Origin of the sequence: Nonomuraea cypriaca (assembly GCF_015645445.1) — a bacterium.
Taxonomy (GTDB): Bacteria; Actinomycetota; Actinomycetes; order Streptosporangiales; family Streptosporangiaceae; genus Nonomuraea; species Nonomuraea cypriaca.
In genome coordinates this window covers 1-23,101 of record NZ_JADOGI010000059.1, presented here as the reverse complement: position 1 = coordinate 23,101, position 23,101 = coordinate 1, and the positions used below count along the sequence as shown (strand labels likewise).

The 23,101-nt window shown below is 68.5% G+C and carries 23 protein-coding genes, 2 tRNA genes and 1 riboswitch; of the genes, 17 read left to right on the top strand and 8 right to left on the bottom strand.

Features of this window, described 5'->3' with window-relative positions; genetic code table 11:
• Positions 1-13 precede the first annotated feature (13 nt).
• Entirely contained in the window at positions 14-745 is a 732-nt protein-coding gene (locus ITP53_RS20605; protein WP_195897046.1) for an SDR family oxidoreductase, read from the bottom strand.
• Positions 746-755: 10 nt separating this feature from the next.
• Positions 756-1,241: a peptide deformylase gene (def, locus tag ITP53_RS20600; protein ID WP_195897045.1), complete on the bottom strand. Its 486-nt coding sequence runs from the start codon at positions 1,239-1,241 to the stop codon at positions 756-758.
• A gap of 91 nt (positions 1,242-1,332) precedes the next feature.
• Here def and ITP53_RS20595 point away from each other — a divergent pair, with 91 nt between their 5' ends.
• The gene (locus ITP53_RS20595) at positions 1,333-1,800 is read left to right on the top strand and encodes a ribose-5-phosphate isomerase (RefSeq protein WP_195897044.1); all 468 of its coding nucleotides are present in this window, start codon (positions 1,333-1,335) and stop codon (positions 1,798-1,800) included.
• On the opposite strand, the gene ITP53_RS20590 is transcribed toward ITP53_RS20595, so the two are convergent.
• A complete protein-coding gene (locus ITP53_RS20590) occupies positions 1,797-1,943 on the bottom strand; it encodes a hypothetical protein (protein ID WP_195897043.1) in 147 nt (48 codons plus the stop codon). The two genes, ITP53_RS20595 and ITP53_RS20590, sit on opposite strands and share 4 nt — an antisense overlap.
• A 15-nt stretch (positions 1,944-1,958) precedes the next feature.
• Positions 1,959-3,188: a GNAT family N-acetyltransferase gene (locus tag ITP53_RS20585; protein ID WP_195897042.1), complete on the bottom strand. Its 1,230-nt coding sequence runs from the start codon at positions 3,186-3,188 to the stop codon at positions 1,959-1,961.
• Positions 3,189-3,306: 118 nt separating this feature from the next.
• Here ITP53_RS20585 and ITP53_RS20580 point away from each other — a divergent pair, with 118 nt between their 5' ends.
• On the top strand, positions 3,307-4,422 hold the full coding sequence (locus ITP53_RS20580; protein WP_195897041.1) for a PP2C family protein-serine/threonine phosphatase: 1,116 nt from the start codon (positions 3,307-3,309) through the stop codon (positions 4,420-4,422).
• 143 nt (positions 4,423-4,565) lie between these two features.
• On the opposite strand, the gene ITP53_RS20575 is transcribed toward ITP53_RS20580, so the two are convergent.
• A complete protein-coding gene (locus tag ITP53_RS20575) occupies positions 4,566-5,162 on the bottom strand; it encodes a response regulator transcription factor (RefSeq protein ID WP_195897040.1) in 597 nt (198 codons plus the stop codon).
• Between the two features lie 145 nt (positions 5,163-5,307).
• Between ITP53_RS20575 and ITP53_RS20570 the strand changes: the two genes are divergently transcribed.
• Together ITP53_RS20570 and ITP53_RS20565 are read left to right on the top strand one after the other, a co-directional pair.
• Positions 5,308-6,609, top strand: a complete 1,302-nt coding sequence (locus ITP53_RS20570) for a M50 family metallopeptidase (protein WP_195897039.1) — start codon at positions 5,308-5,310, stop codon at positions 6,607-6,609.
• A gap of 7 nt (positions 6,610-6,616) precedes the next feature.
• A complete protein-coding gene (locus ITP53_RS20565) occupies positions 6,617-6,967 on the top strand; it encodes an MmcQ/YjbR family DNA-binding protein (protein WP_195897038.1) in 351 nt (116 codons plus the stop codon).
• Between the two features lie 110 nt (positions 6,968-7,077).
• Here the strand turns inward: ITP53_RS20565 and ITP53_RS20560 are convergent.
• A tRNA-Pro gene (locus ITP53_RS20560) sits at positions 7,078-7,154 on the bottom strand.
• Positions 7,155-7,243: 89 nt separating this feature from the next.
• Between ITP53_RS20560 and ITP53_RS20555 the strand changes: the two genes are divergently transcribed.
• From ITP53_RS20555 to ITP53_RS20545, 3 genes are all read left to right on the top strand, one after another.
• Positions 7,244-7,317: transfer RNA gene (locus ITP53_RS20555), tRNA-Gly, on the top strand.
• Positions 7,318-7,464: 147 nt separating this feature from the next.
• Positions 7,465-8,094, top strand: coding sequence for a nucleoside/nucleotide kinase family protein (locus ITP53_RS20550; protein ID WP_195897037.1), 630 nt, complete (start codon positions 7,465-7,467; stop codon positions 8,092-8,094).
• A gap of 324 nt (positions 8,095-8,418) precedes the next feature.
• Positions 8,419-9,729 carry a TrpB-like pyridoxal phosphate-dependent enzyme gene (locus ITP53_RS20545; RefSeq protein ID WP_195897073.1) on the top strand — a complete coding sequence of 437 codons (1,311 nt, stop codon included), beginning with the start codon at positions 8,419-8,421 and terminating at the stop codon, positions 9,727-9,729.
• Positions 9,730-9,782: 53 nt separating this feature from the next.
• On the opposite strand, the gene ITP53_RS61140 is transcribed toward ITP53_RS20545, so the two are convergent.
• Positions 9,783-9,860 (bottom strand): 50S ribosomal protein bL37, encoded by a 78-nt coding sequence (locus ITP53_RS61140; protein WP_376776135.1) that lies wholly within the window; start codon positions 9,858-9,860, stop codon positions 9,783-9,785.
• A gap of 137 nt (positions 9,861-9,997) precedes the next feature.
• On the opposite strand from ITP53_RS61140, the gene ITP53_RS20540 reads away from it, so the two are divergent.
• From ITP53_RS20540 to ITP53_RS20525, 4 genes are all read left to right on the top strand, one after another.
• Complete coding sequence (locus ITP53_RS20540) at positions 9,998-10,777, top strand: DeoR/GlpR family DNA-binding transcription regulator (RefSeq protein ID WP_195897036.1); 780 nt, start codon at positions 9,998-10,000, stop codon at positions 10,775-10,777.
• Entirely contained in the window at positions 10,774-11,853 is a 1,080-nt protein-coding gene (galT, locus tag ITP53_RS20535) for a galactose-1-phosphate uridylyltransferase (protein WP_195897035.1), read from the top strand. Before ITP53_RS20540 ends, galT begins: the two co-directional genes overlap by 4 nt.
• Before the next feature lie 67 nt (positions 11,854-11,920).
• Positions 11,921-12,059, top strand: a riboswitch (cyclic di-AMP (ydaO/yuaA leader).
• A 5-nt stretch (positions 12,060-12,064) separates the two neighbouring features.
• Positions 12,065-13,021: a coiled-coil domain-containing protein gene (locus ITP53_RS20530; protein WP_195897034.1), complete on the top strand. Its 957-nt coding sequence runs from the start codon at positions 12,065-12,067 to the stop codon at positions 13,019-13,021.
• A gap of 122 nt (positions 13,022-13,143) precedes the next feature.
• Positions 13,144-13,644, top strand: coding sequence for a DinB family protein (locus tag ITP53_RS20525; protein WP_407941271.1), 501 nt, complete (start codon positions 13,144-13,146; stop codon positions 13,642-13,644).
• A 16-nt stretch (positions 13,645-13,660) separates the two neighbouring features.
• On the opposite strand, the gene ITP53_RS20520 is transcribed toward ITP53_RS20525, so the two are convergent.
• Positions 13,661-14,137: an ATP-binding protein gene (locus tag ITP53_RS20520; protein ID WP_195897033.1), complete on the bottom strand. Its 477-nt coding sequence runs from the start codon at positions 14,135-14,137 to the stop codon at positions 13,661-13,663.
• Positions 14,138-14,378: 241 nt separating this feature from the next.
• Between ITP53_RS20520 and ITP53_RS20515 the strand changes: the two genes are divergently transcribed.
• The 6 genes from ITP53_RS20515 to ITP53_RS20490 all read left to right on the top strand — a co-directional run bounded on the left by ITP53_RS20515 (position 14,379) and on the right by ITP53_RS20490 (position 22,646).
• Positions 14,379-15,245, top strand: a complete 867-nt coding sequence (locus ITP53_RS20515; RefSeq protein ID WP_195897032.1) for a helix-turn-helix domain-containing protein — start codon at positions 14,379-14,381, stop codon at positions 15,243-15,245.
• A gap of 165 nt (positions 15,246-15,410) precedes the next feature.
• Positions 15,411-16,787 (top strand): trigger factor, encoded by a 1,377-nt coding sequence (gene tig / locus ITP53_RS20510; protein ID WP_195897031.1) that lies wholly within the window; start codon positions 15,411-15,413, stop codon positions 16,785-16,787.
• Positions 16,788-17,151: 364 nt separating this feature from the next.
• Entirely contained in the window at positions 17,152-17,784 is a 633-nt protein-coding gene (locus ITP53_RS20505; RefSeq protein WP_195897071.1) for a ClpP family protease, read from the top strand.
• A gap of 11 nt (positions 17,785-17,795) precedes the next feature.
• On the top strand, positions 17,796-18,419 hold the full coding sequence (locus ITP53_RS20500) for an ATP-dependent Clp protease proteolytic subunit (RefSeq protein WP_195897030.1): 624 nt from the start codon (positions 17,796-17,798) through the stop codon (positions 18,417-18,419).
• A gap of 184 nt (positions 18,420-18,603) precedes the next feature.
• Complete coding sequence (gene clpX, locus ITP53_RS20495; RefSeq protein ID WP_185067261.1) at positions 18,604-19,887, top strand: ATP-dependent Clp protease ATP-binding subunit ClpX; 1,284 nt, start codon at positions 18,604-18,606, stop codon at positions 19,885-19,887.
• Between the two features lie 185 nt (positions 19,888-20,072).
• Positions 20,073-22,646 (top strand): valine--tRNA ligase, encoded by a 2,574-nt coding sequence (locus ITP53_RS20490; RefSeq protein ID WP_195897029.1) that lies wholly within the window; start codon positions 20,073-20,075, stop codon positions 22,644-22,646.
• The last annotated feature ends 455 nt before the right edge of the window (positions 22,647-23,101 follow it).

Below are 23,101 nucleotides of genomic sequence, written 5' to 3'. Positions count from 1 at the left end.
GCGGCCCCCGCCGTCAGACGAACAGCCCGCCGGTGGCGTTGACGTTGTGCCCGGTCACCCAGCGCCCGTCAGGACCCGCCAGGAAGGCGACCACGGCGGCGATGTCGTCGGGCCTGCCGAGGCGCCGCAGCGCGGTGTACATCGGCGTCTGCTCCAGCGCCTCCGGCGGGTTGGCGCCCCGGAGCATGTCGGTGTCGGTGGCGCCGGAGGAGACGACGTTGACGGTGATCCCGCGCTCGCCCAGCTCCCGCGCGGCGACCTTGGCGAACTGCTCGATGGCGCCCTTGCTGCCGCAGTAGAGCGCCAGCGTCGGCGCTGGCACCCGCGTGTTGAGCGTGGAGATGTTGATGATCCGCCCGCCGTCGCGCATCATCCGGCCCGCCCACTGGATGGCCAGGAAGACCGCCCGGGTGTTGACCGCGAAGACCCGCTCGTAGTCCTCGTCGGTGATGTCGGCGATGGGCTTCTGCGCCGCGGCGGTGGCGGCGTTGTTGACCAGGATGTCCACTCCGGGCAGCCGCGCCTCCGCCTCGGCGAACAGCCGCTCCAGATCCTCCCTGCTCCCGAGGTCCGCTCGTACGGCGTGCGCCCCCGTCTCCTTGGCGACCTGCTCGGCCGCCTCGGCGGAGTGCTCGTAGCAGAAGACGACCTCGGCCCCGTCACCCGTCAGCCGCTCCACGATGGCCCTGCCGATGCCCCTGGACCCTCCGGTGACCAATGCGCCCTTTCCAGAAAGTACGCTCATGGCCCCAAACCTACGCTCTGAGCATGATCTTGCGTGCTTCGTCCTTCGGCAGGCGGTCGACATAGAGGCGGCCGTCGAGGTGCTCGGTCTCGTGCTGGAGACAGCGGGCCAGCGAGCCGCGCGCCCTGACGCGTACGGGCCGCTCCAGCCGGTCGAACCCCTCCACGGTGACCCCCGAGGCGCGCGCGACCGGGGCGTAGACGGGCAGCCCCGTCCGCCGGTCGGGCACCGACAGGCAGCCCTCCTCGTCGAGCACCTCCTCGGGATCGTCGACGGTCAGCGCAGGATTGACCACGTGGCCCCTGCGCCCGCTGATGTCGTAGACGAACAGCCGCCGCGAAACGCCGATCTGCGGGGCGGCCAGGCCCACGCCGTTGACGGCGTACATGGCCTGGAACATCTCCTCGATGAGGTGGCGCAGCTCGCGGTCGAAGTCCGTCACCGGATCCGCGGGCGTGCGCAGAACCGGATCGCCGACGAAGCGGATCTCACGCATGGACGGTCTGCTTTCGTAAGGAGTGGACAACGGTAGGGCTCCTTACTCTAGTCGGCGAGCCCGATCGCCCGGGCTGTGGAAGACTGGTCGGGTGCGTGTCTACATCGGTGCCGACCATGCCGGCTATGAGCTCAAGAACCACCTCGTGTCCTGGCTGAAGGACCACGGTCACGAGGTGACCGACTGCGGTCCCTTCGTCTACGACGCCGAGGACGACTACCCGGCGTTCGTGCTGCGCGCGGCCGAGGGCGTCGCAGGCGACCCCGCCAGTCTCGGCGTGGTCATCGGCGGGTCGGGCAACGGCGAGCAGATCGCCGCCAACAAGGTGCGCGGCATCCGGGCCGCCCTGGCCTGGAGCGAGGAGACCGCGGCCCTCGCCCGCGAGCACAACAACGCCAACGTGATCAGCGTCGGCGCGCGCATGCACTCCACCGAGGACGCCACCCGGTTCGTCGAGGTCTTCCTGGCCACGGCGTTCTCCGGCAGCGAGCGGCACAGCAGGCGCATCGCGCAACTCGACGCCTACGAGACGATCGGCCAGCTGCCCTCGCTGCCCTAGCCCTTGCGCTTGGCGTCGCGTCTGGGCATCTCGTCACGCAGGGGCCGCCGCTCGGCGGCCTCCTGCTGCTCCTTCGACGGCTTCGACACGTCGCGGGCACGCATGGCGACGGTCGGGGTGATCTGGAGGCTTTGCAGCGCCATGCCCGCGAGCCTACGTCAGAACGTCAGCCCCGCCCACGGTTTCGGGCTCCACGACATGGCGGTGGCCAGCGAGCGCACCGCCCCGTCCGAGTGCTCGCGCAGCAGACCCGCCCCCAGCGACTCCACGAGCAGCCCGTCACCCAGGTACGCCGAGCCGAGCGCGGACACCGGCAGCGTCATGTCCGGCTCGTCCTCGACGGGCTTGCACTCCGCGCCCGTCGGGTCGGCGGTGAGCCGCCAGCGTCCGGCGTTCCACGGGCACACGTCGTCCTCGACCTCGATCACCACGTCCACGGGCGCCGAATACGCCCGCGCGGCCAGCGCCCGGTCCACCTCGACCAGGCGTACCCACAGCTCGTCCGACCACCTCGCGCGTAGCTGGCGCTGGTCGGCGATCAGCGCGATCAGCGGGTCGTCCACCGGCCTGGTGCCCGCGTCGAGCCTGGAGACCAGGTCGCGGTCCAGGACGCTGCGCCAGAGCAGGGCGTAGGCCGCCGGATCGGCCGCCTCCAGCTCGTACAGCTTCAGCTCTCCGTCGGGCACGCCGTCGGCGTCCCAGGACGACTTGACGCGGAACAGCGTGTAACCGCGTACGCCGTGGTCGTCCTCCGCGAGCACCGAGCGCAGCGGCCCGGACCCGCGCCGGTCGGCCTCCTCGTCGGCGAGCACGGCGTTCCAGCTCTGGGGCGTGCGCTCGTAGCGGCCGGGACGCCGCGTCACGACGGAGGCGAACAGCCTCTCGAGGTCGGGGCGGACCTCGGCGGGCGTGGCGACCCTGAGCCTGAGCGACGGGTCAGAAGGGGCGTTCCCGACGAACGCCGAGCCGTGCTTCTGGATGTGGAACGACAGCTCGCCGGCCGCCCTGCCGTACCCGAACCTGCCGTAGATCAACGCCTCGGAGGCGTACAGGGCGGCGACGCACTCGCCGCGCTCGCGGATGTCGGACAGCTGTCTGCGCATGATCGAGGACAGGACGCCGCGGCGGCGGTGCGAGGGCAGCACACTGACGGCGGTGACCCCGGCCACGGGCAGCTGCCCGCCTGGCACGGTCATCGAGAGACTGAGTATGGAGGTGACACCCGCGATGCGGTCCCCGTCGAAGGCGGCGAGCGTGCGGTCGAACTCCGTCTCGGCCCTGTAGCGCTCGTCCTGCGCAGGGTGCGGCTGCATGCCGAACGCCTCCTCGAGGACCTTGCCGAACGCCGGCCACTCGGACTCGTCAATGGGACGGATCGGATACGTCATGCGTCCACGGTAAGAGCGGGCAAAGGGGGAGGGCCACCCAATATGCGTGCTTAATGATCAAGGCCTTGGTCAAGTGGGCTGCCCAAACACGGGTCAGACCGATACAGTCAGGCGCATCATGAGTTCCCGTCCGGCGCCGCTGATCCCGCCACGGGTCCGCGCGATCCTGGTGCGGGTGCCGTTTCTCGTGTCCATCGTCCGCTTCGTCCGCAGGGGCCCGCTCGCTCGCGACCGCAACCTGCTCATCACCCTGTCGGTGCTCGCGCTCGTCATCGGGGCTCTCGCCGCGAAGGTCTCCACCGAGTGGTTCTCGCCGTCGCTGCTCATCCTGGTCACCCTGATCGGCGGGCTCCAGCTGCGGCTGCGCAGCCTGGTCAAGCTGCTCGTGGCGGTGGGCGCCGCGCTCGGCTACATCGCCATCACGCTCGGCGTCGGCCGGATCGGGCTGGGACTCACGGTGACCATCGCGTTCACCACGGTGCTGGCCGTGCTCATGGCCCGTACCAGGGGCAAGCTGGGGGTGCAGGGGCTGCGCGGCGACGCCATGCTGCTGGAGCTGCGCGACCGGCTCAAGAGCCAGGGCGAGCTGCCTCCGCTGCCCAAGGACTGGGGCGCCAAGGTGGTGCTCAAGCAGGCCGGCGGATCCTCCTTCGGCGGCGACTTCCTGGTCTCCATGCGGGACGGGGACTCCGTCGAGGTCGCGCTGGTCGATGTGTCCGGCAAGGGCGTCGACGCGGGCACGCGGGCGTTGCTGCTGTCCGGCACGTTCGGCGGGCTGCTCGGCTCGGTCGGCGACTTCCTGCCCGCCTGCAACGCCTACCTGCACAGGCAGCGGGGCGACGAGGGGTTCGTGACCGCGGTGCACCTGCGCCTCGACCTGGCGACGGGCGACTACACCATCACCTCGGCCGGGCATCCGCCGGTGGTGAAGTTCGACGCGGGCACGGGCAACTGGCAGGTCGCCTCGGCCAAGGGCGTCGTCCTCGGCGTGGTGCCCGACCTGCACTGCGAGCCCGACAGCGGCACCCTGCGCAAGGGGGACGCGCTGCTGCTCTACACCGACGGGCTGATCGAGCAGCCGGGTCGCGACATCGACGCCGGGCTCGACCGGCTGCTCGGCGAGGCGGAGCGGCTGCTGCCCTCCGGGTTCCGCGACGGCGCCAGGGCGCTGGTCAACGCCATGGCCTCGGGACACAACGACGACTGCGCGCTGGTGCTCATCTGGCGGCCGTAACAGCGGTCGCCAGCGTGACGTTTCACACGGGTCAGGTTGTGAGGACGGTCACTGGCAGGGGCTCGGCGTGGCTGAGATCATCTAGTGGTCCGGGGCTCCGGCGGGGCGGCGCGGCTCCACCGGGGCCTCGTCCGCGCCGGCTCTCACAACCACCCGCAGTCGCTGGCGATCCGTACGGCGTCGAGCCGGTTGCGGGCACCGGTCTTACACATGATCCGCGACAGATGGTTGCGTACCGTGCCCACCGACAGGAACAACTCGTCGGCGATCTCCGTCGAACGCGCCCCGCCCGCCGCGATCCTCAGCACGTCGAGCTCCCGCCGCGTCAGCGGGCTCGTCCCGCAGTGCAGCGCGGAGATGGCGAGCTCCGGCTCGATGGCCCGGCATCCGGCGGCGACCTGGCGCACGCCCTCGACCAGCCGCTCCGGCTCCACGCACAGGCTCATGAACCCGAGCGCCGGCCCGGCCAGTGTCTTGCGCACCTGCGCGGGACTGGGACCCGCGGAGAGGACCAGCAGCCCGCACTCGGGCACCTGTTCGGTGAGCCGGGCGAGGACGTGTTGTCCCGGCAGGTCGATGTTCACGATCGCCACGTCGGGCCGGCCGGCCGCCGCCGCCCGGACCGCCTGGTCGGCGCACCCGGCCTCGCCGATCACCCGGAAGCCCGGCTCGGCGCCGAGGACGGCGAGCAGCCCGCCGCGGACCAAGTGCAGGTGTTCGGCAATCAGGATTTCGATCAAGACGTCCCCCTCCGTCGTCTCTCAGCGTGATCGTTTGCTTGCTGACTGTCAATGCCTGCCGAAGTGTGCGCAAGCCCTTGAGCGGCGGTGAGTTCGACTACCCTGGGGTGGTCGGGACCTTTCCCTTGCCCAGGAGCGCGCCTAGATGAACTGGCTCTACCTCGTGGGGATCATCATCTTCCTGGTTGGATTGATGTTCTCCATCGCACTGCACGAGCTCGGGCACCTCGTGCCGGCCAAGATCTTCGGCGTCAGGGTCACGCAGTACATGGTCGGTTTCGGCTCGACGGCCTGGTCCCGGCGCAAGGGCGAGACCGAATACGGCATCAAGTGGATCCCGTTCGGCGGCTACATCCGCATGATCGGCATGCTGCCGCCGCGCCCGGGTGACGACCCCACGAAGATGCGCAGCACCGCGACAGGGCCGTTCCAGGGCCTCATCGAGTCCGCCCGCGACGCCGCCCAGGAAGAGGTGCGGCCGGGCGACGACGACCGGGTCTTCTACCGGAAGAAGTGGTGGCAGAAGGTCATCATCATGTCCGGCGGCCCGGCGATGAACTTCGTGCTCGCCTTCGTCTTCTTCAGCATCCTGCTGGTCGGCATCGGACTGCCCACCTGGGCCCCGATCGTGTCGCAGACCAACGAGTGCGTGATCCCGGCGGCCGAGCAGCGCGAGACGTGCAAGGCCACCGACGAGCGCACCCCGGCGGCCAAGGCGGACGTGCGGCCCGGTGACCACATCGTCACCTTCGACGGTCGCAAGGTCGCCACCTGGGACGACGCCACCGAGATGATCCGCTCCCACGGCCCGGGCCCGGTGAAGCTCGGCATCGTCCGCGACGACAAGCCGATGACGCTCGACGTCACGCTCATCCCGCAGGACCGCCCCAACCTCGACGACCCGACGAAGATCGACAAGAACGTCGGCTTCCTCGGCGTCCTGCCCACCGAGGTCATGGAGCAGCAGAGCATGGGCCAGGTCGTCGGCTACATGGGCGAGCTGACCGCCCGGGTGGCGGGCTCGCTGGTCAACCTGCCGGAGAAGATGGTCGGCATCTGGCACGCCGCCTTCTCCGGTGAGGAACGCGACCCCGAGGGCCCGGTCGGCGTGGTCGGCGCGGGCCGCATGGGCGGCGAGATCCTCGCCTCCGACCTGTCCGAGGTGAAGAAGATCTGGTTCTTCGTCAACCTGCTGGCCGGGTTCAACCTGGCGATCGGCCTGTTCAACCTCATCCCGCTGCTGCCGCTCGACGGCGGCCACGTCGCGGGCGGCCTGTGGGAGGGCATCAAGCGGGCCTTCGCCAGGATCACGCGGCGGCCTGAGCCGGGTTACGTGGACATCGCCAAGGTGCTGCCGCTGACGTACGCGATCGCGTTCGTCATGATGATCATGGCGGGCCTGCTGGTCTACGCCGACCTGGTCAACCCCCTGACGCTGACGGGCTGACGCGGCCGTGGAGTCCCTGGAGCGGCTGCGCGCGCTCTGCCTGGCACTGCCTGAGACCACCGAGCGGCTCAGCCATGGGGAGCCGACGTGGTTCGTCAGGGACAGGAAGACGTTCGTGATGTTCGCCGACCACCATCACGACGATCGGCTGGCGTTCTGGTGCGCGGCCGCGCCCGGCGTGCAGGAGGAGTTGGTGGCGGAGGATCCCGAGCGGTTCTTCCGCCCGCCGTACGTCGGGCACCGCGGGTGGCTCGGCGTCTACCTGGACGTGGACGTCGACTGGGCGGAGGTGTCCGAGATCGTGGCCGACGCCTACCGCCGGATCGCCCCCAAGTCCCTCGTCGCCCGCCTCCCTTGATTCGGGGCTCCAAGGGCGGCTGCAGGACTCCACGTGGACCTCTCAGCGCTCCACCGGTGGCCGCAGGACGCGGATCAGGCCGCTCCCGGATCGGGAACGGCCTGATGAGCTGGTCGGGGCGACAGGATTTGAACCTGCGACTTCTTGCTCCCAAAGCAAGCGCGCTGCCAAGCTGCGCCACGCCCCGCCTCGCCGAGTGCACATGCGCTCCGGGACTCCGGTACGCTTACGCCCTGACGACCGGATGAAGTCTAGACCAGAGTTCGACCGGTTCGCGCGGACGTAGCTCAATGGTAGAGCCCTAGTCTTCCAAACTAGCTACGCGGGTTCGATTCCCGTCGTCCGCTCCAGAGCCTCAAGGCCCAGGTCAGGGAGATGATCCCGAGCCTGGGCCGACTGTTATCCAATCTTGTTCCCGGGTTCGTGCCGTGCGGGGGCTGATGGAGCATGTCGGCGGCTCCGCCCCGGTGGCCGGGGGCCGCCGTAGGCTGGTGGGGATGCGTGCGCGACCGATCTCCCGTGACCTGCTGATCGAGGAGCTCGCCGAGCTGATCGCCGGGCGGCCGCGGGACGAGTGGGTCCGGGTGGCCGTCGACGGGGCGCCCGCCGCGCGTCCCGAGACGCTGGCCGACGATCTCGTCGCGCCCCTGCGGCTCCTGGGGCGGCCTGTGGCGCGCGTACGCGCGGGCGACTTCCTGCGGCCCGCCTCGCTGCGGCTGGAGCACGGCAGGACCGATCCCGACGCCTTCTACGAGGACTGGCTCGACCTGAAGGCGCTGCGGAGAGAGGTGCTTGAGCCCCTGGACGCGGGCGGGTCCGGGCAGGTGTTGCCGGCGCTCTGGGACAGCCGGGTGGATCGGGCGTACCGGCTGCCTTACCAGGAGCTGGGCAGGGGCGGGGTGCTGCTGGCCGACGGGGCGTTGCTGCTGGGGCGGGAGCTGGCGTTCGAGGTGACCGTGCACATGTGGCTCTCGGCGGGGGCGCTGCGGCGCGGGGCGCCGGAGGGCGAATTGTGGCGGCTGCCCGCGTACGAGCGGTACGAACGGGAGGCCCGGCCCCAGCAGGCGGCGGACGTCGTGGTCAGGGCCGACCACCCGGATCGGCTCGCCGTGCTGGTCAGCGACTGAGCCGTGCTGGTCCGCGACTGAGCAGGGCGCGCTCGCCGATGCTCCCAGCACCCCGGCCACCGCCCTGTCCACCTCCTCCTCCGTGACGTGGCCCAGCTCTCCCGCTGCCCAGGTCGGAGCCAGGCGAGCATTGATGTGGCCCGCCGGCAGCCCCAGCTCCCGCTCCCATTTCACGGGTACGCCGAGGGAGGGCGTGATCTCGAGGACACCACCGATGTCGAAGACGACTGCACGGATTTTCATACGACTCCTTTGTGAACTTGATTAACCACCATACTTCCGAGGGTGCTGGAACGCGCGGTGTAACCGGTGCAGACTGAGGTGATGATCCCCAGCAACTGGTACAACGTCGTTCCCGATCTGCCGGCCCCGCCTCCTCCGCCGCTGCATCCCGGCACGCGGCAGCCCATAGGCCCGGACGACCTGGCGCCGCTGTTCCCGATGGAGCTGATCGGCCAGGAGGTCAGCGGGGAGCGGTTCGTCCCGATCCCGCAGGAGGTGCTCGACGTCTACCGCCTCTGGCGCCCGACGCCGCTCATGCGGGCGCGCCGGCTGGAGAAGGCTCTGGGCACGCCGGCCAGGATCTACTACAAGTACGAAGGCGTCTCGCCCGCGGGCTCGCACAAGCCCAACACGGCCGTGCCGCAGGCGTACTACAACGCCCGCGAGGGTGTGCGGGTGCTCACCACCGAGACGGGCGCCGGGCAGTGGGGGTCCGCGCTGGCGTTCGCGTGCGCCCAGTTCGACCTTGAATGCCGGATCTGGATGGTACGCGCCTCGTACGACCAGAAGCCGTACCGGCGCTCACTCATGCGGATGTACGGCGCGACCGTGCACGCCAGCCCGTCACCCGAGACCGGCTCGGGCAGCAAGGTGCTGGCCGGCGATCCGGACTCGCCGGGCAGCCTCGGCATCGCGATCAGCGAGGCCGTCGAGGTGGCCGCCGCGATGCCCGACGCCCGCTACGCGCTCGGGTCGGTGCTCAACCACGTGCTCATGCACCAGACGGTGATCGGCGAGGAGGCGCTCGGACAGTTGCCCGAGATGCCGGACCTGGTCATCGGCTGCACCGGAGGCGGCTCGAACTTCGCCGGCCTCGCCTTCCCGTTCCTGCGCGAGAAGCTGACCGGGCGGATCGGGACGGAGTTCCGCGCGGTCGAGCCCGCCGCGTGCCCGTCGCTCACGCGCGGCGTCTACGCCTACGACTTCGGCGACACCGCTGGCCTCACGCCGCTGCTCAAGATGCACACGCTGGGGCACGCGTTCGTGCCCGACCCGATCCACGCGGGCGGCCTGCGCTACCACGGCATGTCGCCGCTGCTCTCCCACATGTACGAGCTCGGCCTGTTCGAGGCGGTCACCAGATCGCAGAACGAATGCTTCGAGGCCGGCGTCCGCTTCGCCAGGACGGAAGGCATCGTGCCGGCCCCCGAGCCCACGCACGCGCTGGCCGAGACGATCGCCGAGGCCTTGCGCTGTAAGGAGAGCGGCGAGGAGAAGGTCATCCTGACCGCGCTGTGCGGCCACGGCCACTTCGACCTGGCCGCGTACGACCGCTACCTGGCCGGGGAGCTGGAGGACCACACGTTGCCGCAGGAGCGCATCACCCACGCGCTCGCCGATCTGCCTGCGTGAACCGGGGAGGCCCCAAGGGGCCGGGGTGGCCGCCAGGGAAGGCGGCCACCCGTTCAGCGTGCCGTGGGACGCTTGCCGTGGTTCGCCTTCTTCTTCTTGCGTGCCTTGCCCTTGCGTGACCGCCTGGCCATAGGCTCACCTCCGGTGATCGGATATGTGCTTTCAAGTTCTCTTGCCCATGCTGACCAGCGCAAGTGATCCGCCCTGAACTAACATTCCCCAACAATTCCATGTCATAATTTGGTGGAATCTGTTGGAAGGAGCGGGTGTGCTCGCACAGCAACGCCAGCAGGCGATCCTCGAACGCGTGCGCAGCAGCGGCGGGGTTCGCGTGGCCGATCTCGTACGCGAGCTCGGCGTGTCTGACATGACCATCCGCCGCGACCTCGAGGTGCTGGCCGAGCGCGGACTGCTGGAGAAGGTGCACGGCGGCGCGACCGCGCTCGGTCCTGGCTCGACAGAGGAGCCGGGGTTCACCGCCAAGTCCGCCCGCCAGCAGCAGGAGAAAGAGGCCATCGCGCGCCGCGCCGCGCGGCTCGTACGGCCGGGCACCGCCGTCGCCCTCTCCGCGGGGACGACCACGTGGGCGCTGGCCCACCACCTGATCGGCGTGCCCGAGCTGACCGTGATCACCAACTCGATCCCCGTCGCCGACGTCTTCCACCGCACCCCGCGCGCCGACCGCACGGTCGTGCTCACCGGCGGCGTCCGCACGCCGTCCGACGCGCTGGTGGGACCGGTGGCCGTGGCCGCGGTCCGCCGCCTGCACGTCGACACCCTCTTCCTCGGCGTGCACGGCATGAGCGTGCGCGCCGGGTTCACCACTCCCAACCTGCTCGAGTCCGAGACGGACAGGGAGTTGGTGGCGGCCGCGCACCGGCTGGTCGTCCCCGCCGACCACACCAAGTGGAACACGGTCGGGATCAGCACCATCGCCGAGCTGACCGAGGCCGACGTGGTCATCAGCGACGCGGGGCTGCCGGAGGACGCACGCACCGAGCTGGCCGAACGGGCCGGCGAACTGATCATCGCGGAGGACTCGCAGTGAAGCGCACCATCACCCAACTGGCCGACGGCCGGGAGCTGATCTACTTCGACCGGCGGGACGACGCCGACAGGGGTGCGATCGACCGGCGGGTGCTCGATGCCCGGCCGGTGGCCTCCGAGCTGCGTTACGACCCGCTGACGGAGGAGTGGATCGCGATGGCGGGGCACCGGCAGACGCGTACGTTCCTGCCGACGGGCACGGCGGCCGAGTGCCCGCTGTGCCCGTCGTCGGACACGCGGTCGTCGGAGATCCCGGCATACGACTACGACGTCGCGGTGTTCGAGAACCGCTTTCCCTCTTTCTCCGGAAATTTTGGGACTTATGCGGATGTGGGTGGATTGACGGAGGTCCGTCCGGGGGTGGGGCGGTGTGAGGTGGTGTGCTTCACCTCCGAGCACTCCTCATCCTTCTCCCGGCTCTCCGACGCGCAGGTCGAGGTGGTGATGGAGGCGTGGGCCGACCGCACGGCCGAGCTCTCCGGGATCGAGGGCGTGGAGCAGGTGTTCTGCTTCGAGAACCGGGGCGAGGAGATCGGCATCACGATCGCCCACCCGCACGGCCAGATCTACGCCTACCCCTACGTGACGCCCAGGACCCGGCTCCAGCTCGGCGCCGCCGCCCGCTACCAGGGCACGGGCAACCTGTTCGCCGACGTGCTGGCCGCCGAGCGGGCCGCGGCGACGCGGGTGGTGGCGGCCAACGAGTTGTGGACGGCCTTCGTGCCCGCCGCCGCGCGCTGGCCGTTCGAGGTGCACGTGTATCCGCACCGGCAGGTGCCCGACCTGGCGGCGCTGTCGGAGGCCGAGCGGTCGGCGTTCGCCCCGCTCTACACCTCTGTGCTGCGCGCCTTCGACGACCTGTTCGGGGTGGTGATGCCGTACATCTCGGCCTGGCACCAGGCGCCCGTACGGCGGGATCGGGAGCTCGCGTACCTGCATCTGGAGCTGTTCAGCATCAGGCGGGCGGCGGGCAAGCTCAAGTACCTGGCGGGGTCGGAGTCGGCGATGGGCGCGTTCGTCAACGACGTGCTGCCGGAGGAAGCGGCAACCATGATTCGATCACGAGTAGATCACTAATAGATTTCTAGTTAAGGTCGCATTACTCGTGATCTACCACTAATATCCGTTATGCACCGGCCGTAACAGCCGTTGCACGCCTAATCCCGGGCGTGTTGCCCGGGAGCCGGGGACCCATCTCATCTGGGGTGAATCCACTTCGGTGGTAGGGAGCACTCCCATTCCCGAACCCGTCAGCTAACCCGGCCGGCAGAGGGAGAGGATCACCTACGTGGCGGCTTCGTCCCCCGCGACTCTTGCCATCGGTCTCTTCGCCGCCGCCGCGGTCGCCCTGCTTCCCGCGATTCCGGCGTCGGCCGCGCCCAAGCCGACGGAGGCCGAGCTGCGCGCCCAGCTCAAGCAGCTCAACGGCAAGGTGGACAAGCTCATCGAGAAGTACAACCTCAAGCGGGACGCGCTGGCCAAGGCGCAGAAGGCCGCCAAGGCCGCCAAGGAGCGCCTGGGCACCGCGGAGCAGACCCTGGCCACGGCCGAGCAACGCGTCGCCGAGATCGCCATGCTGCGTTACCAGAGCCGCGACGCCTCGCTGCCCGGCATGCTGCGGGCAGACTCCGGCCCGGGCGCCGCCCTGCTCGAGCAGGTGACGGCCGAGCAGCAGGCTCTCGTCCAGGTCGTGGCCAAGGCCCGTGACGACAAGAAGCAGGCATCCGACGAGGCGGCCGGGCTCGCGACCCGGATCCGTACGGACTCGGCGGAGGTGGCCGACCAGCGCGAAGAGGCCCAGGACGTCATCGAGGACATCCAGAAGAAGCTCCAGGACCTCGTGCCGTTCGGCTCCGGGCGCAATTCCGACGGCAGTTGGGCGCCCGAACTGCCCGCGGGCTCGGACAACATCACTCCGCGTACGCGGCTGATGAAGGAGCAGGTGGGCAAGAACTTCGCGCTGCCGTACGACGTGGGCTGCTTCCGCGCGGGCTCCAGCGGCGAGCATCCGCTGGGCCGGGCCTGCGACTTCATGATGAGCACCGGCGGCTCGATGCCCAGCTCCGCCAACGCCGCTCTCGGCGACAGGATCGCGGAATGGGCGATCAAGAACATGGGCAAGCTGGGCGTCAAGTACGTGATCTGGAAGCAGCGCATCAACCAGGGATCGGGCTGGGAATCGATGTCGGATCGCGGGAGCGTCACCGAGAACCACTTCGACCACGTACACATCTCGATGAACTGAAAGACAGGGGTGTACCTGAGTGCACCCCTGCCGGGTCCGGGTTGATCGCCTGGGGCCGCCGGGCGAGCACCGCGGCAGTTCTCAGATGACGGGCGGACGAGCCCGGGATAAGGTCAGACCTCGTGATCGACAGCCGCACCCCGCCACCCATGACCGGCGACGAGCCGACGATGCTGAACAACTGGCTCGAATGGCACCGCGCCACCCTCGCCGTCAAATGCGCCGGCCTGTCCGAGGAGCAGCTGCGCCTGCGCCCGGCGCCGCCTTCGGCCCTGTCCCTGCTGGGCCTCGTCAGGCACATGGCCCACGTCGAGCGCTCCTGGTTCCGCCGCGTGCTGCGCGGCGAGGACATCCCCAAGCTGTGGAACAAGGACAAGGACAACGACGCCGACTTCAACGAGGTCGACAGCGCCTCGGTGGCGGAGGCCTTCGACACGTGGCGGGACGAGATCGAGCGGGCGCGCGCCATCTCCGCCGCCACGCCCCTGGACGCCGCGGGTGATCGCAACGGCCAGGTGTGCACCCACCGCTGGATCCTCGTCCACATGATCGAGGAGTACGCCCGCCACAACGGCCACGCGGATCTGCTGCGCGAACGCATCGACGGTGTCACGGGTGAGTGAAGCCGAGGGAAGCGAATCAGTGGTCGGTGCGGAACAACGCCCAGACGGCCTTGCCGCCGCGCGCGAGCGGGTCCCAGCCCCAGCACTGGCTGTAGGTTTCGACGATGTAAAGGCCGCGTCCGTTCTCGGAGACGAAGTCGGGCTCCTTGGGCCGCGGCACCTCGTCGCTCGGGTCCGCCACGGCCAGCAGCACGTGCGGGGCCACCCGCATCAGCAGCAGCTCGATCTCGTGCCGTCCCGGGGCGTACATCGCGTACCTGACCGCGTTCGTCACCAGTTCGGAAACCACGAGCGCGGCGTCGTCGCTCAGGTCGTGCAACCCCCACCGCCGCAGCGTCGCGCGGGTCACGTCCCTGGCGGTCCGCACGGAGTCGGCCTGGAAGGGCAGAGGACATGAGGTCGTGTACGGCTTCCCGCCCATGAGCAGGTGGTCGAAACCGACCTCACGGGTGATCTGCAGGCAATCGGCAGTGGTCAGAGGATCCTCCACCATGCTGCCGATACCTCCCCGTTTAGCCTAAGTCAGTGCATGTTTGGGCCAATATCCCAGTATGCACTAGGCCATCATGGGTCACGATCGCGGCTGCTGCAAGACCCAAATGCACGTGCAAGTGCAATGTGCAGGAGCAAGGGGCGTTTTTAGGGGTAGATCTCCGAATCGGACACGAGGTTGAGACCTTGTCATACCCGGCAATGTGGTGTCACTGTGTGTGCGGACCTTGATAGGAGGCAAAGTGACGCAGAACCAGCCGGGTTCCGGACCGACGGCGCTGCGCATCCTCCTGGGCTCCCAGCTGCGCAAGCTCAGGGAAGCGAAGAACGTCACTCGTGAGGAGGCGGGCCACCTCATCCGGGGCTCCGAATCCAAGATCAGCCGCATGGAGCTGGGCCGAGTGGGGTTCAAAGAACGCGACGTGGCGGACCTGCTGACCCTGTACGGGGTCGTGGATCATCAGGCCCGCTCCGCCGTGCTCGACCTGGTCGCCACCGCCAACGAGCCGGGCTGGTGGCACCGGTTCAACGATGTCCTGCCCACGTGGTTCCAGGCGTACGTCGGACTCGAAGAGGCCGCCGCCAGGATCAGGACCTACGAGGTCCAGTTCGTGCCGGGACTGCTGCAGACCAAGGAGTACGCAAGGGCCGTGGTGACCGCCGGGACGGCGGGCATCGGGGCGGAGGAGATCGCCAGAAGGGTGGATCTCCGGCTGGAGCGCCAGCGGATGTTCGACAAGCCTGACGGGCCCGTCTTCTGGGCGGTGATCGACGAGGCCGCGCTGCGCCGCCCCATCGGCGGCGTCGAGGTGATGCGGGCCCAGATCGAGCACCTCATCGACCTGATGCGCCAGAGCGACATCACGATCCAGGTCATGCCGTTCAGCTTCGGCGGGCACAGCGCGGAGGGCGGGGCGTTCAGCATCCTGCGCTTCCCCGACGCCGACCTGCCGGACGTCGTGTACGTCGAGCAACTCGCCAGTGCGCTGTACCTGGACAAGCGTGAGGATGTGGACCGATACACCGAGGTGATGGAACGACTCTGCGCCGTGAGCACCACTCCTGACGAGACGATCGAGCTGCTGCGGACGATCGCCGACGAGTTCTGACGGCGGCGGCGTCGTTGTTGGGTACGCATCTGCCCTAGACTGGCCACGGCGTTGGATCCCGCCGTGGCGGAGCATGCCCAACGCCGCTCATGTGGGCGCGGCGCGTGAGCCGAAACCGATGGACGCGCCCGCGATCACTCGTAGCTTGATCAAGGAGACCATTCCGTGAAGACCGCTGTCGAGGAGCTCAGCCCGACCCGGGTCAAGCTCACTGTCGAGGTGCCGTTCGACGAGCTGCGCCCGAGCATGGATGCGGCGTACAAGAAGGTCGCGCAGCAGGTGCGCGTCCCCGGGTTCCGGCCTGGCAAGGTTCCGGCCCGCATCATCGAGCAGCGCTTCGGCCGGGCGGTAGTGCTGGAGGAGACCCTCAACGACGCGGTGCCCAAGCTGTACGGCCAGGCCGTCGACGAGGTCGACGTCTTCCCGGTCAGCCAGCCCGACATCGAGGTCACGAAGATCGACGATGGTGAGCAGATCGAGTTCACCGCCGAGGTCGACATCCGGCCCAACTTCGAGGTCCCCGACTACGCGGGCGTCGAGGTCACGGTCGACGCCGCCGAGGTCTCTGACGAGGACGTCGACGTGCAGCTCGACGCGCTGCGCCAGCGCTTCGCCACGCTGACCGGCGTCGAGCGGCCGGCCGCGGGCGGCGACTTCGTCGTCATGGACCTGCGCGCCGAGATCGACGGCGAGAACATCGAGGAGCAGCAGGCCAACGAGGTTTCCTACGAAGTCGGCGCCGGCTCGGTGCTGCAGGGCCTCGACGCCGCGCTCGAGGGCATGTCCGCGGGCGAGGAGAAGAGCTTCAAGACCGAACTGGTGGGCGGTGAGAACGCCGGCGAGGAGTCCGACGTGATCATCAATGTCAAGTCGGTCAAGGAGAAGGTGCTGCCGGAGCTGGACGACGAGTTCGCCCAGCTCGCCAGCGAGTTCGACACGCTCGACGAGCTCAAGACCAGCATCCGCGAGGCGGCCCGCCGCAACAAGCTCATCGACCAGGTCGTGCAGGCTCGTGACAAGGCTCTCGACGCCCTGCTCGACCAGATCGACATCCCGCTCCCGGACAGCGCGCTCAAGGCCGAGATGGACGCCCGCAAGCACAACCTCGACCACCAGATCGCGGAGAGCGGCCTGAGCCGCGACGCCTTCTTCCGCCTCTACCAGACGACGGAGGAGGAGCGCCTCGCCGAGTTCGAGACCGGCTCCGCCAAGGCGCTCAAGGTCGGCTTCGTGCTGGACAAGATCGTCAAGGCCGAGGAGCTCGGCGTCTCCGAGCAGGAGCTGACCAACTTCGTCGTCCGCCGGGCCATGGAGATGGGCGTCCAGCCCAACGAGCTGGCCCAGCACCTCGCCGACAACGACCAGCTCACGCTGGCCATGGTCGAGATCGTCCGCGACAAGGCCAAGTCCGTGCTCGGCGACGCCGCCAAGGTCGTCGACACCGAGGGCAACGAGGTGGACCTCAAGGCGATCTACACCGAGATCAACGGTGAAGAGGTCGCCGAGGAGGAGGCTCCCGCCGAGGACAAGCCGGAGGCGTGACCAAACCGCCCAGCGCATCCCGAAGCCCCCGGACCGCTCGGTCCGGGGGCTTCGGCCTTTCCTCGACTCTCGTGAGTGGGCGTCGCCTGGGGCGCCGGGCCGGCCGGGGCGCTCAGGGGGCTTGTGGCGACGTGTGGCGGCCGGACCCTGTTCGACCGCCGGGCACGGGCCACCGCGCGTGGATTCGCCCTCTCAGGGCTCGCCAGGCGCGGTCACACACCGCCACGAGCGCCTCCGCAGCCCCCGGCGTCGTGGAACATGCGCCGTCAGCGAACAGTACGGGGGACCGGGCATGACCTGTGGGCAGCGCGCGTTAAGGTCACAAGCAAAGCCAATCGATTACGACGCATCGGAAGGTGACGCTGTGACCAGCCCGCCGACCTTCTATCAGCCTGAGTCTCGAGGCCGTGAGAACGGCTCCGCCTTCCGGCTTGAAGACCAGCTCTACCAGCGCCTCCTCCGCGAGCGCATCATCGTGCTCGGGCAGGAGGTCAACGACGAGATCGCCAACCGGATCTGCGCCGAGTTGCTGCTGCTCGCGGCCGACGACCCCGACCGCGACATCACGCTCTACATCAACTCGCCGGGGGGCTCGGTGAGCGCCGGCATGGCGATTTACGACATGATGGAATACGTGCCGAATGACGTCTCCACCGTCGTGATGGGCATGGCCGCCTCCATGGGGCAGTTCCTGCTCACCGCCGGTGCCCGGGGCAAGCGCTTCGGCCTGCCGCACGCCCGGGTCATGATGCACCAGCCATCGGGCGGCATCGGCGGCACCGCCGCCGACATCGCCATCCAGGCCGAGCAGATGCTCTACGTGAAGAAGACGCTGGCCGAGCGGATCGCCTTCCACACGGGGCAGCCGCTGGACCAGATCGAGGCCGATTCCGACCGCGACCGCTGGTTCACCGCCGAGGAGGCCGTGGACTACGGCTTCATCGACCATGTGGTCCGCAGCGCGCGACAGGTGCCCTCACAGGGCCCGGTTTCCTAGGGGGAGCTGACATGAACATCGAGAGCCGTTACGTTCTCCCCTCGTTCGTCGAGCGCACGTCCTACGGCGTGAAGGAGATGAACCCGTACAACAAGCTCTTCGAGGACCGCATCATCTTCCTCGGAGTGCAGATCGACGACGCGTCGGCCAACGACGTGATGGCCCAGCTGCTGACGCTGGAGTCGCTCGACCCCGACCGTGACATCAGCATCTACATCAACTCGCCGGGCGGCTCCTTCACCGCCATGACGGCGATCTACGACACGATGCAGTTCGTCCGGCCGGAGATCCAGACCGTCTGCCTCGGCCAGGCCGCCTCGGCCGCGGCCGTGCTGCTGTCCGGCGGCACCGAGGGCAAGCGGTTCGCGCTTCCCAACGCCCGGGTGCTGATCCACCAGCCGTCCACCGAGGGTGGCGGTCAGGGAAGCGACATCGAGATCCAGGCCCGTGAGATCCTCCGCATGCGCACCCTCCTCGAGGACATCGTGGCGAGGCACACGGGCAAGCCCTCCGCCGAAGTCCGCAAGGACATCGAACGCGACAAAATTCTCAACGCGGACGAGGCAAAGGCGTATGGTCTGATCGATGACATCATCCCGTCCAGGAAGAAACGAGCTCAGGCCGTAGCTTCCTAGACGAGACGTGACGCGCCGGAGCGCTGCCCAATAGGGCACGTTCCGGTGCGACTCGCCGCTAGGGGGCTCACTGAGGGCCCAGAAGACGGTAACGTCGAAACCTGAGCGGTTCGGCCTAGTCCGGAGGATGTCCGGAGACACTGCTCGCGGGAGCAGGGCGGTCCCACGCAAAGGAGTATCTGGGGTGGCACGCATCGGCGACGGGGGAGACCTGCTGAAGTGCTCTTTCTGCGGAAAGAGTCAGAAGCAAGTCAAAAAGCTCATTGCCGGTCCAGGCGTCTACATCTGCGATGAGTGCATTGATCTCTGCAACGAGATCATCGAGGAGGAGCTCTCCGAGTCCTCCGAGCTCAAGTGGGACAACCTGCCCAAGCCGAGGGAGATCTACGAGTTCCTCGACGCCTACGTCATCGGTCAGGACAAGGCGAAGAAGGCGCTCTCGGTGGCGGTTTACAACCACTACAAGCGGGTGCAGTCCGGCGACCGGGGCAGAGACGACGGCCTCGAGCTGGCCAAGAGCAACATCCTGTTGCTCGGGCCGACGGGTTCGGGCAAGACGCTGCTGGCGCAGACCCTGGCGAAGATGCTCAACGTGCCCTTCGCCATCGCCGACGCCACCGCGCTGACCGAGGCGGGCTACGTCGGCGAGGATGTGGAGAACATCCTCCTCAAGCTCATCCAGGCCGCCGACTACGACGTCAAGAAGGCCGAGACCGGCATCATCTACATCGACGAGGTCGACAAGATCGCCCGCAAGAGCGAAAACCCGTCGATCACGCGCGACGTCTCCGGTGAGGGAGTCCAGCAGGCGCTGCTGAAGATACTGGAGGGCACCACCGCCTCGGTGCCTCCGCAGGGCGGGCGCAAGCACCCGCACCAGGAGTTCATCCAGATCGACACGACCAACGTGTTGTTCATCTGCGGCGGCGCGTTCGCCGGACTGGAAAAGATCATCGAGTCGCGGATCGGCAAGAAGGGCATCGGCTTCAACGCCATCATCCGCTCGAAGGAAGAGGTCGACACGGCCGACATCTTCGGCGACGTGATGCCCGAGGACCTGCTGAAGTTCGGCATGATCCCCGAGTTCGTCGGCCGCCTGCCGGTCATCACCTCGGTCCACAACCTCGACCGCGAGGCGCTCATCCAGATCCTCACCGAGCCCCGCAACGCGCTCGTCAAGCAATACCGCAAGCTGCTCGAGCTCGACGGCGTCGAGCTGGAGTTCACCGACGGGGCCTTGGAGGCCATCGCCGACCAGGCCATCCTGCGCGGCACCGGCGCCCGCGGGCTGCGCGCCATCCTGGAGGAGGTGCTCCAGTCGGTCATGTACGAAGTGCCCTCCAGGCAGGACGTCGCCCGGGTGGTCATCACCCGCGAGTCGGTGCTCGAGCACGCGATCCCGACGCTCGTGCCGCGCGACCAGCTCGCCGCCAAGCAGCAGCGCACGCCGCGCGAGAAGTCGGCCTGAGCGGCCGGTTCCCAGCACATCGAGCGCCCTGTGGCTCCGGCCACGGGGCGCTTCGGCGTTGCGGCCCCGGGTAGGACAATTGCGCGATCGCCGGACGCCCGCTTCCGGCCACGAGAGGAATTCGGCATACTGAACGGCCCCCGGCAACCGGCCGTGGGGCGTTCCGCTTGCCCGCCTCCCTAGAATTGGTCACTGTGACAACGCCAGAGCTGCCCACTCAATACACCCCGGCCGACGTCGAGACCCGAAGCTACGAGCGCTGGGTATCCGAAGGCTACTTCCACGCCGATCCGGGCAGCTCGCGCGAGCCGTACAGCATCGTCCTCCCTCCGCCCAACGTCACGGGCGTCCTGCACATCGGGCACGCGCTCGACCACTCCATCCAGGACGCGCTGACGCGCCGCGCCCGCATGCGGGGGCTCGAGACGCTGTGGTTGCCCGGCATGGACCACGCCGGCATCGCCACCCAGAACGTCGTCGAGCGTGAGCTGGCCAGGCAGGGCCTGTCGCGACACGACCTGGGGCGCGAGGCGTTCATCGAGCGGGTCTGGGAGTGGAAGGAGGAGTCCGGCGGCCGGATCCTCGGCCAGATGCGCAAGCTCGGCGACGGCGTCGACTGGTCGCGCGAGCGGTTCACGATGGATCCCGGGCTCTCGCGGGCCGTGCAGACCATCTTCAAGAAGCTGTTCGACGACGGGCTGATCTACCGTGCCGAGAGGATCATCAACTGGTGCCCCCGCTGTCTGACGGCGCTCTCCGACATCGAGGTGGAGCACAGCGAGGACGAGGGCGAGCTGGTCTCGATCCGCTACTCCGACGACATCGTGGTGGCCACCACGCGCGCCGAGACCATGCTCGGTGACACGGCCGTGGCCGTGCATCCCTCAGACGAGCGATACGCCCACCTGGTCGGCACGCTCGTGGAGGTGCCGCTCACCGGGCGCATGATCCCGGTGGTGGCCGACGAGCACGTCGATCCGGCGTTCGGCACCGGCGCGGTCAAGGTGACCCCGGCCCACGACCCCAACGACTTCGAGATCGGGAGGCGTCATTCGCTGCCCTCGCTGACGGTCATGGACGAGCGCGGCGTGATCACCGCGCACGGGCCGTTCCAGGGGCTCGACCGCTTCGAGGCGCGTCCCGCCGTCGTCGCCGCGTTGCGCGCCGAGGGACGCATCGTCGCCGAGAAGCGGCCGTACGTCCACTCGGTGGGTCACTGCTCGCGCTGCAAGACCGTGGTGGAGCCGCGGCTGTCCCTGCAGTGGTTCGTCAACGTCGCGCCGCTGGCCAAGGCGGCCGGCGACGCCGTGCGTGACGGGCGCACCCGCGTCCACCCGCCCGAGCTGGCCAAGCGCTACTTCGACTGGGTCGACGACATGCACGACTGGTGCATCTCCCGCCAGTTGTGGTGGGGCCACCGCATCCCGGTCTGGTACGGGCCGGAGGGCGAGGTCGTGTGCGTGGGGCCCGACGAGGAGCCGCCTGCCGGATACACCCAGGACCCCGACGTACTGGACACCTGGTTCTCCTCGGGCCTGTGGCCGTTCTCCACGCTGGGCTGGCCCGCCGCCACGCCGGAGCTGGCGCGCTTCTACCCGACCTCCGTGCTGGTCACCGGCTACGACATCCTCTTCTTCTGGGTCGCCAGGATGATGATGTTCGGGCTCTACGCCATGGACGGCCAGCCGCCCTTCCGTGTGGTGGCGCTGCACGGCATGGTCCGCGACCAGTACGGCAAGAAGATGTCGAAGTCGTTCGGCAACGTGGTCGACCCGCTCGACTGGATCGAGCGCTTCGGCGCCGACGCCACCCGCTTCACCCTGCTGCGCGGCGCCAACCCCGGCGCCGACGTCGCGGTGAGCGAGGAGTGGGCGGCCGGTTCGCGCAACTTCTGCAACAAGATCTGGAACGCCACCAGATTCGCCCTCATGAACGGGGCCGCCGTCGGGGATCTCGGCGACGCCGTACTGACCCCGGCCGACCGGTGGATCCTCTCGCGTCTGCAGGAGGTCGTCACGACCGCAGACGCGGCGTTCGAGGAGTTCGAGTTCGCCAAGGCGGCCGACCTGCTCTACCACTTCGCGTGGGACGAGGTGTGCGACTGGTACCTGGAGCTGGCCAAGATCCAGCTCGGCGAGGGCCTGGAGCACACCCGGCTGGTGCTCGGCCACGTGCTCGACGCCCTGCTGCGGCTGCTGCATCCGCTGGTGCCGTTCGTGACCGAGGAGCTGTGGCGGGCCGTGACGGGCGGAGAGTCGATCGTGGTGGCGCCCTGGCCGGTGGCCGATGCCCGCTACCTCGACGCCCCGGCCGAAGCCGAGATAGACGCGCTGCGGGAGCTGGTGACCGAGGTTCGCAGGTTCCGCTCCGATCAGGGGCTCAAGCCCGGCCAGAAGGTGGCCGCCCGCCTCGGGCTCGCCGGCACGCCGCTGGCCGGGCAGGAGACCGCCATCCGTTCGCTGCTGCGCCTGACGGAGCCGGGGGAGTCGTTCGACGCCACGGCGCGGCTCACGGTGGGCGGCGTGCGCGTGGAGATCGACACTGCCGGCGCCATCGACGTGGCGGCCGAGCGCAAGCGGCTGGAGAAGGATCTGGCGGCGGCCCGCAAGGAAGCCGCTCAGGTGGCGGCCAAGCTGGGCAACGAGCAGTTCATGGCCAAGGCGCCGCAGGACGTGGTGGCCAAGGTCAGGGGCCGGGCCGAGCAGGCGTCCGCGGACATCGCACGGCTGGAGGCTCAGCTCTCCGGGCTCGGTGTTTGAACCGTACGCACGCGGGGAAGGTTCATTCGTTACCTAACACTGGACCTTGAACGGCGTTGAGGCTGCTAGAGTTTTCAACGCAGGGCCGGTTGGTCCTGATACCCCGTTGATCAAACTCCGGCTTCCGGGCTGCCTCCCGCAGTGCGGTTGGACAAGGGCCGAAAGTTGGAGTAAGTTAGCAGGGTTGCCTCGAAGAGAGGTGAGTCCGGAAGATCCCGGATCGGGCGGTTTGACAAGGATCGTCCAGATCTGGTAATCTGAAGGAAACGAAATGTGTACGCATCCTACATCAGGGCTTCGAAAGTGGTTCTGGTGGGGATATACGCGTCCGTTTCTTGAGAACTCAACAGTGTGTTAAAAGCCAGTGCATGTTTTACATGTATGACCCCGTCATTGGTTTGACGGATTCCTTTTGAAGGTTGGGATTTTCATTCCCTCCAGGCATTTTTTGGAGA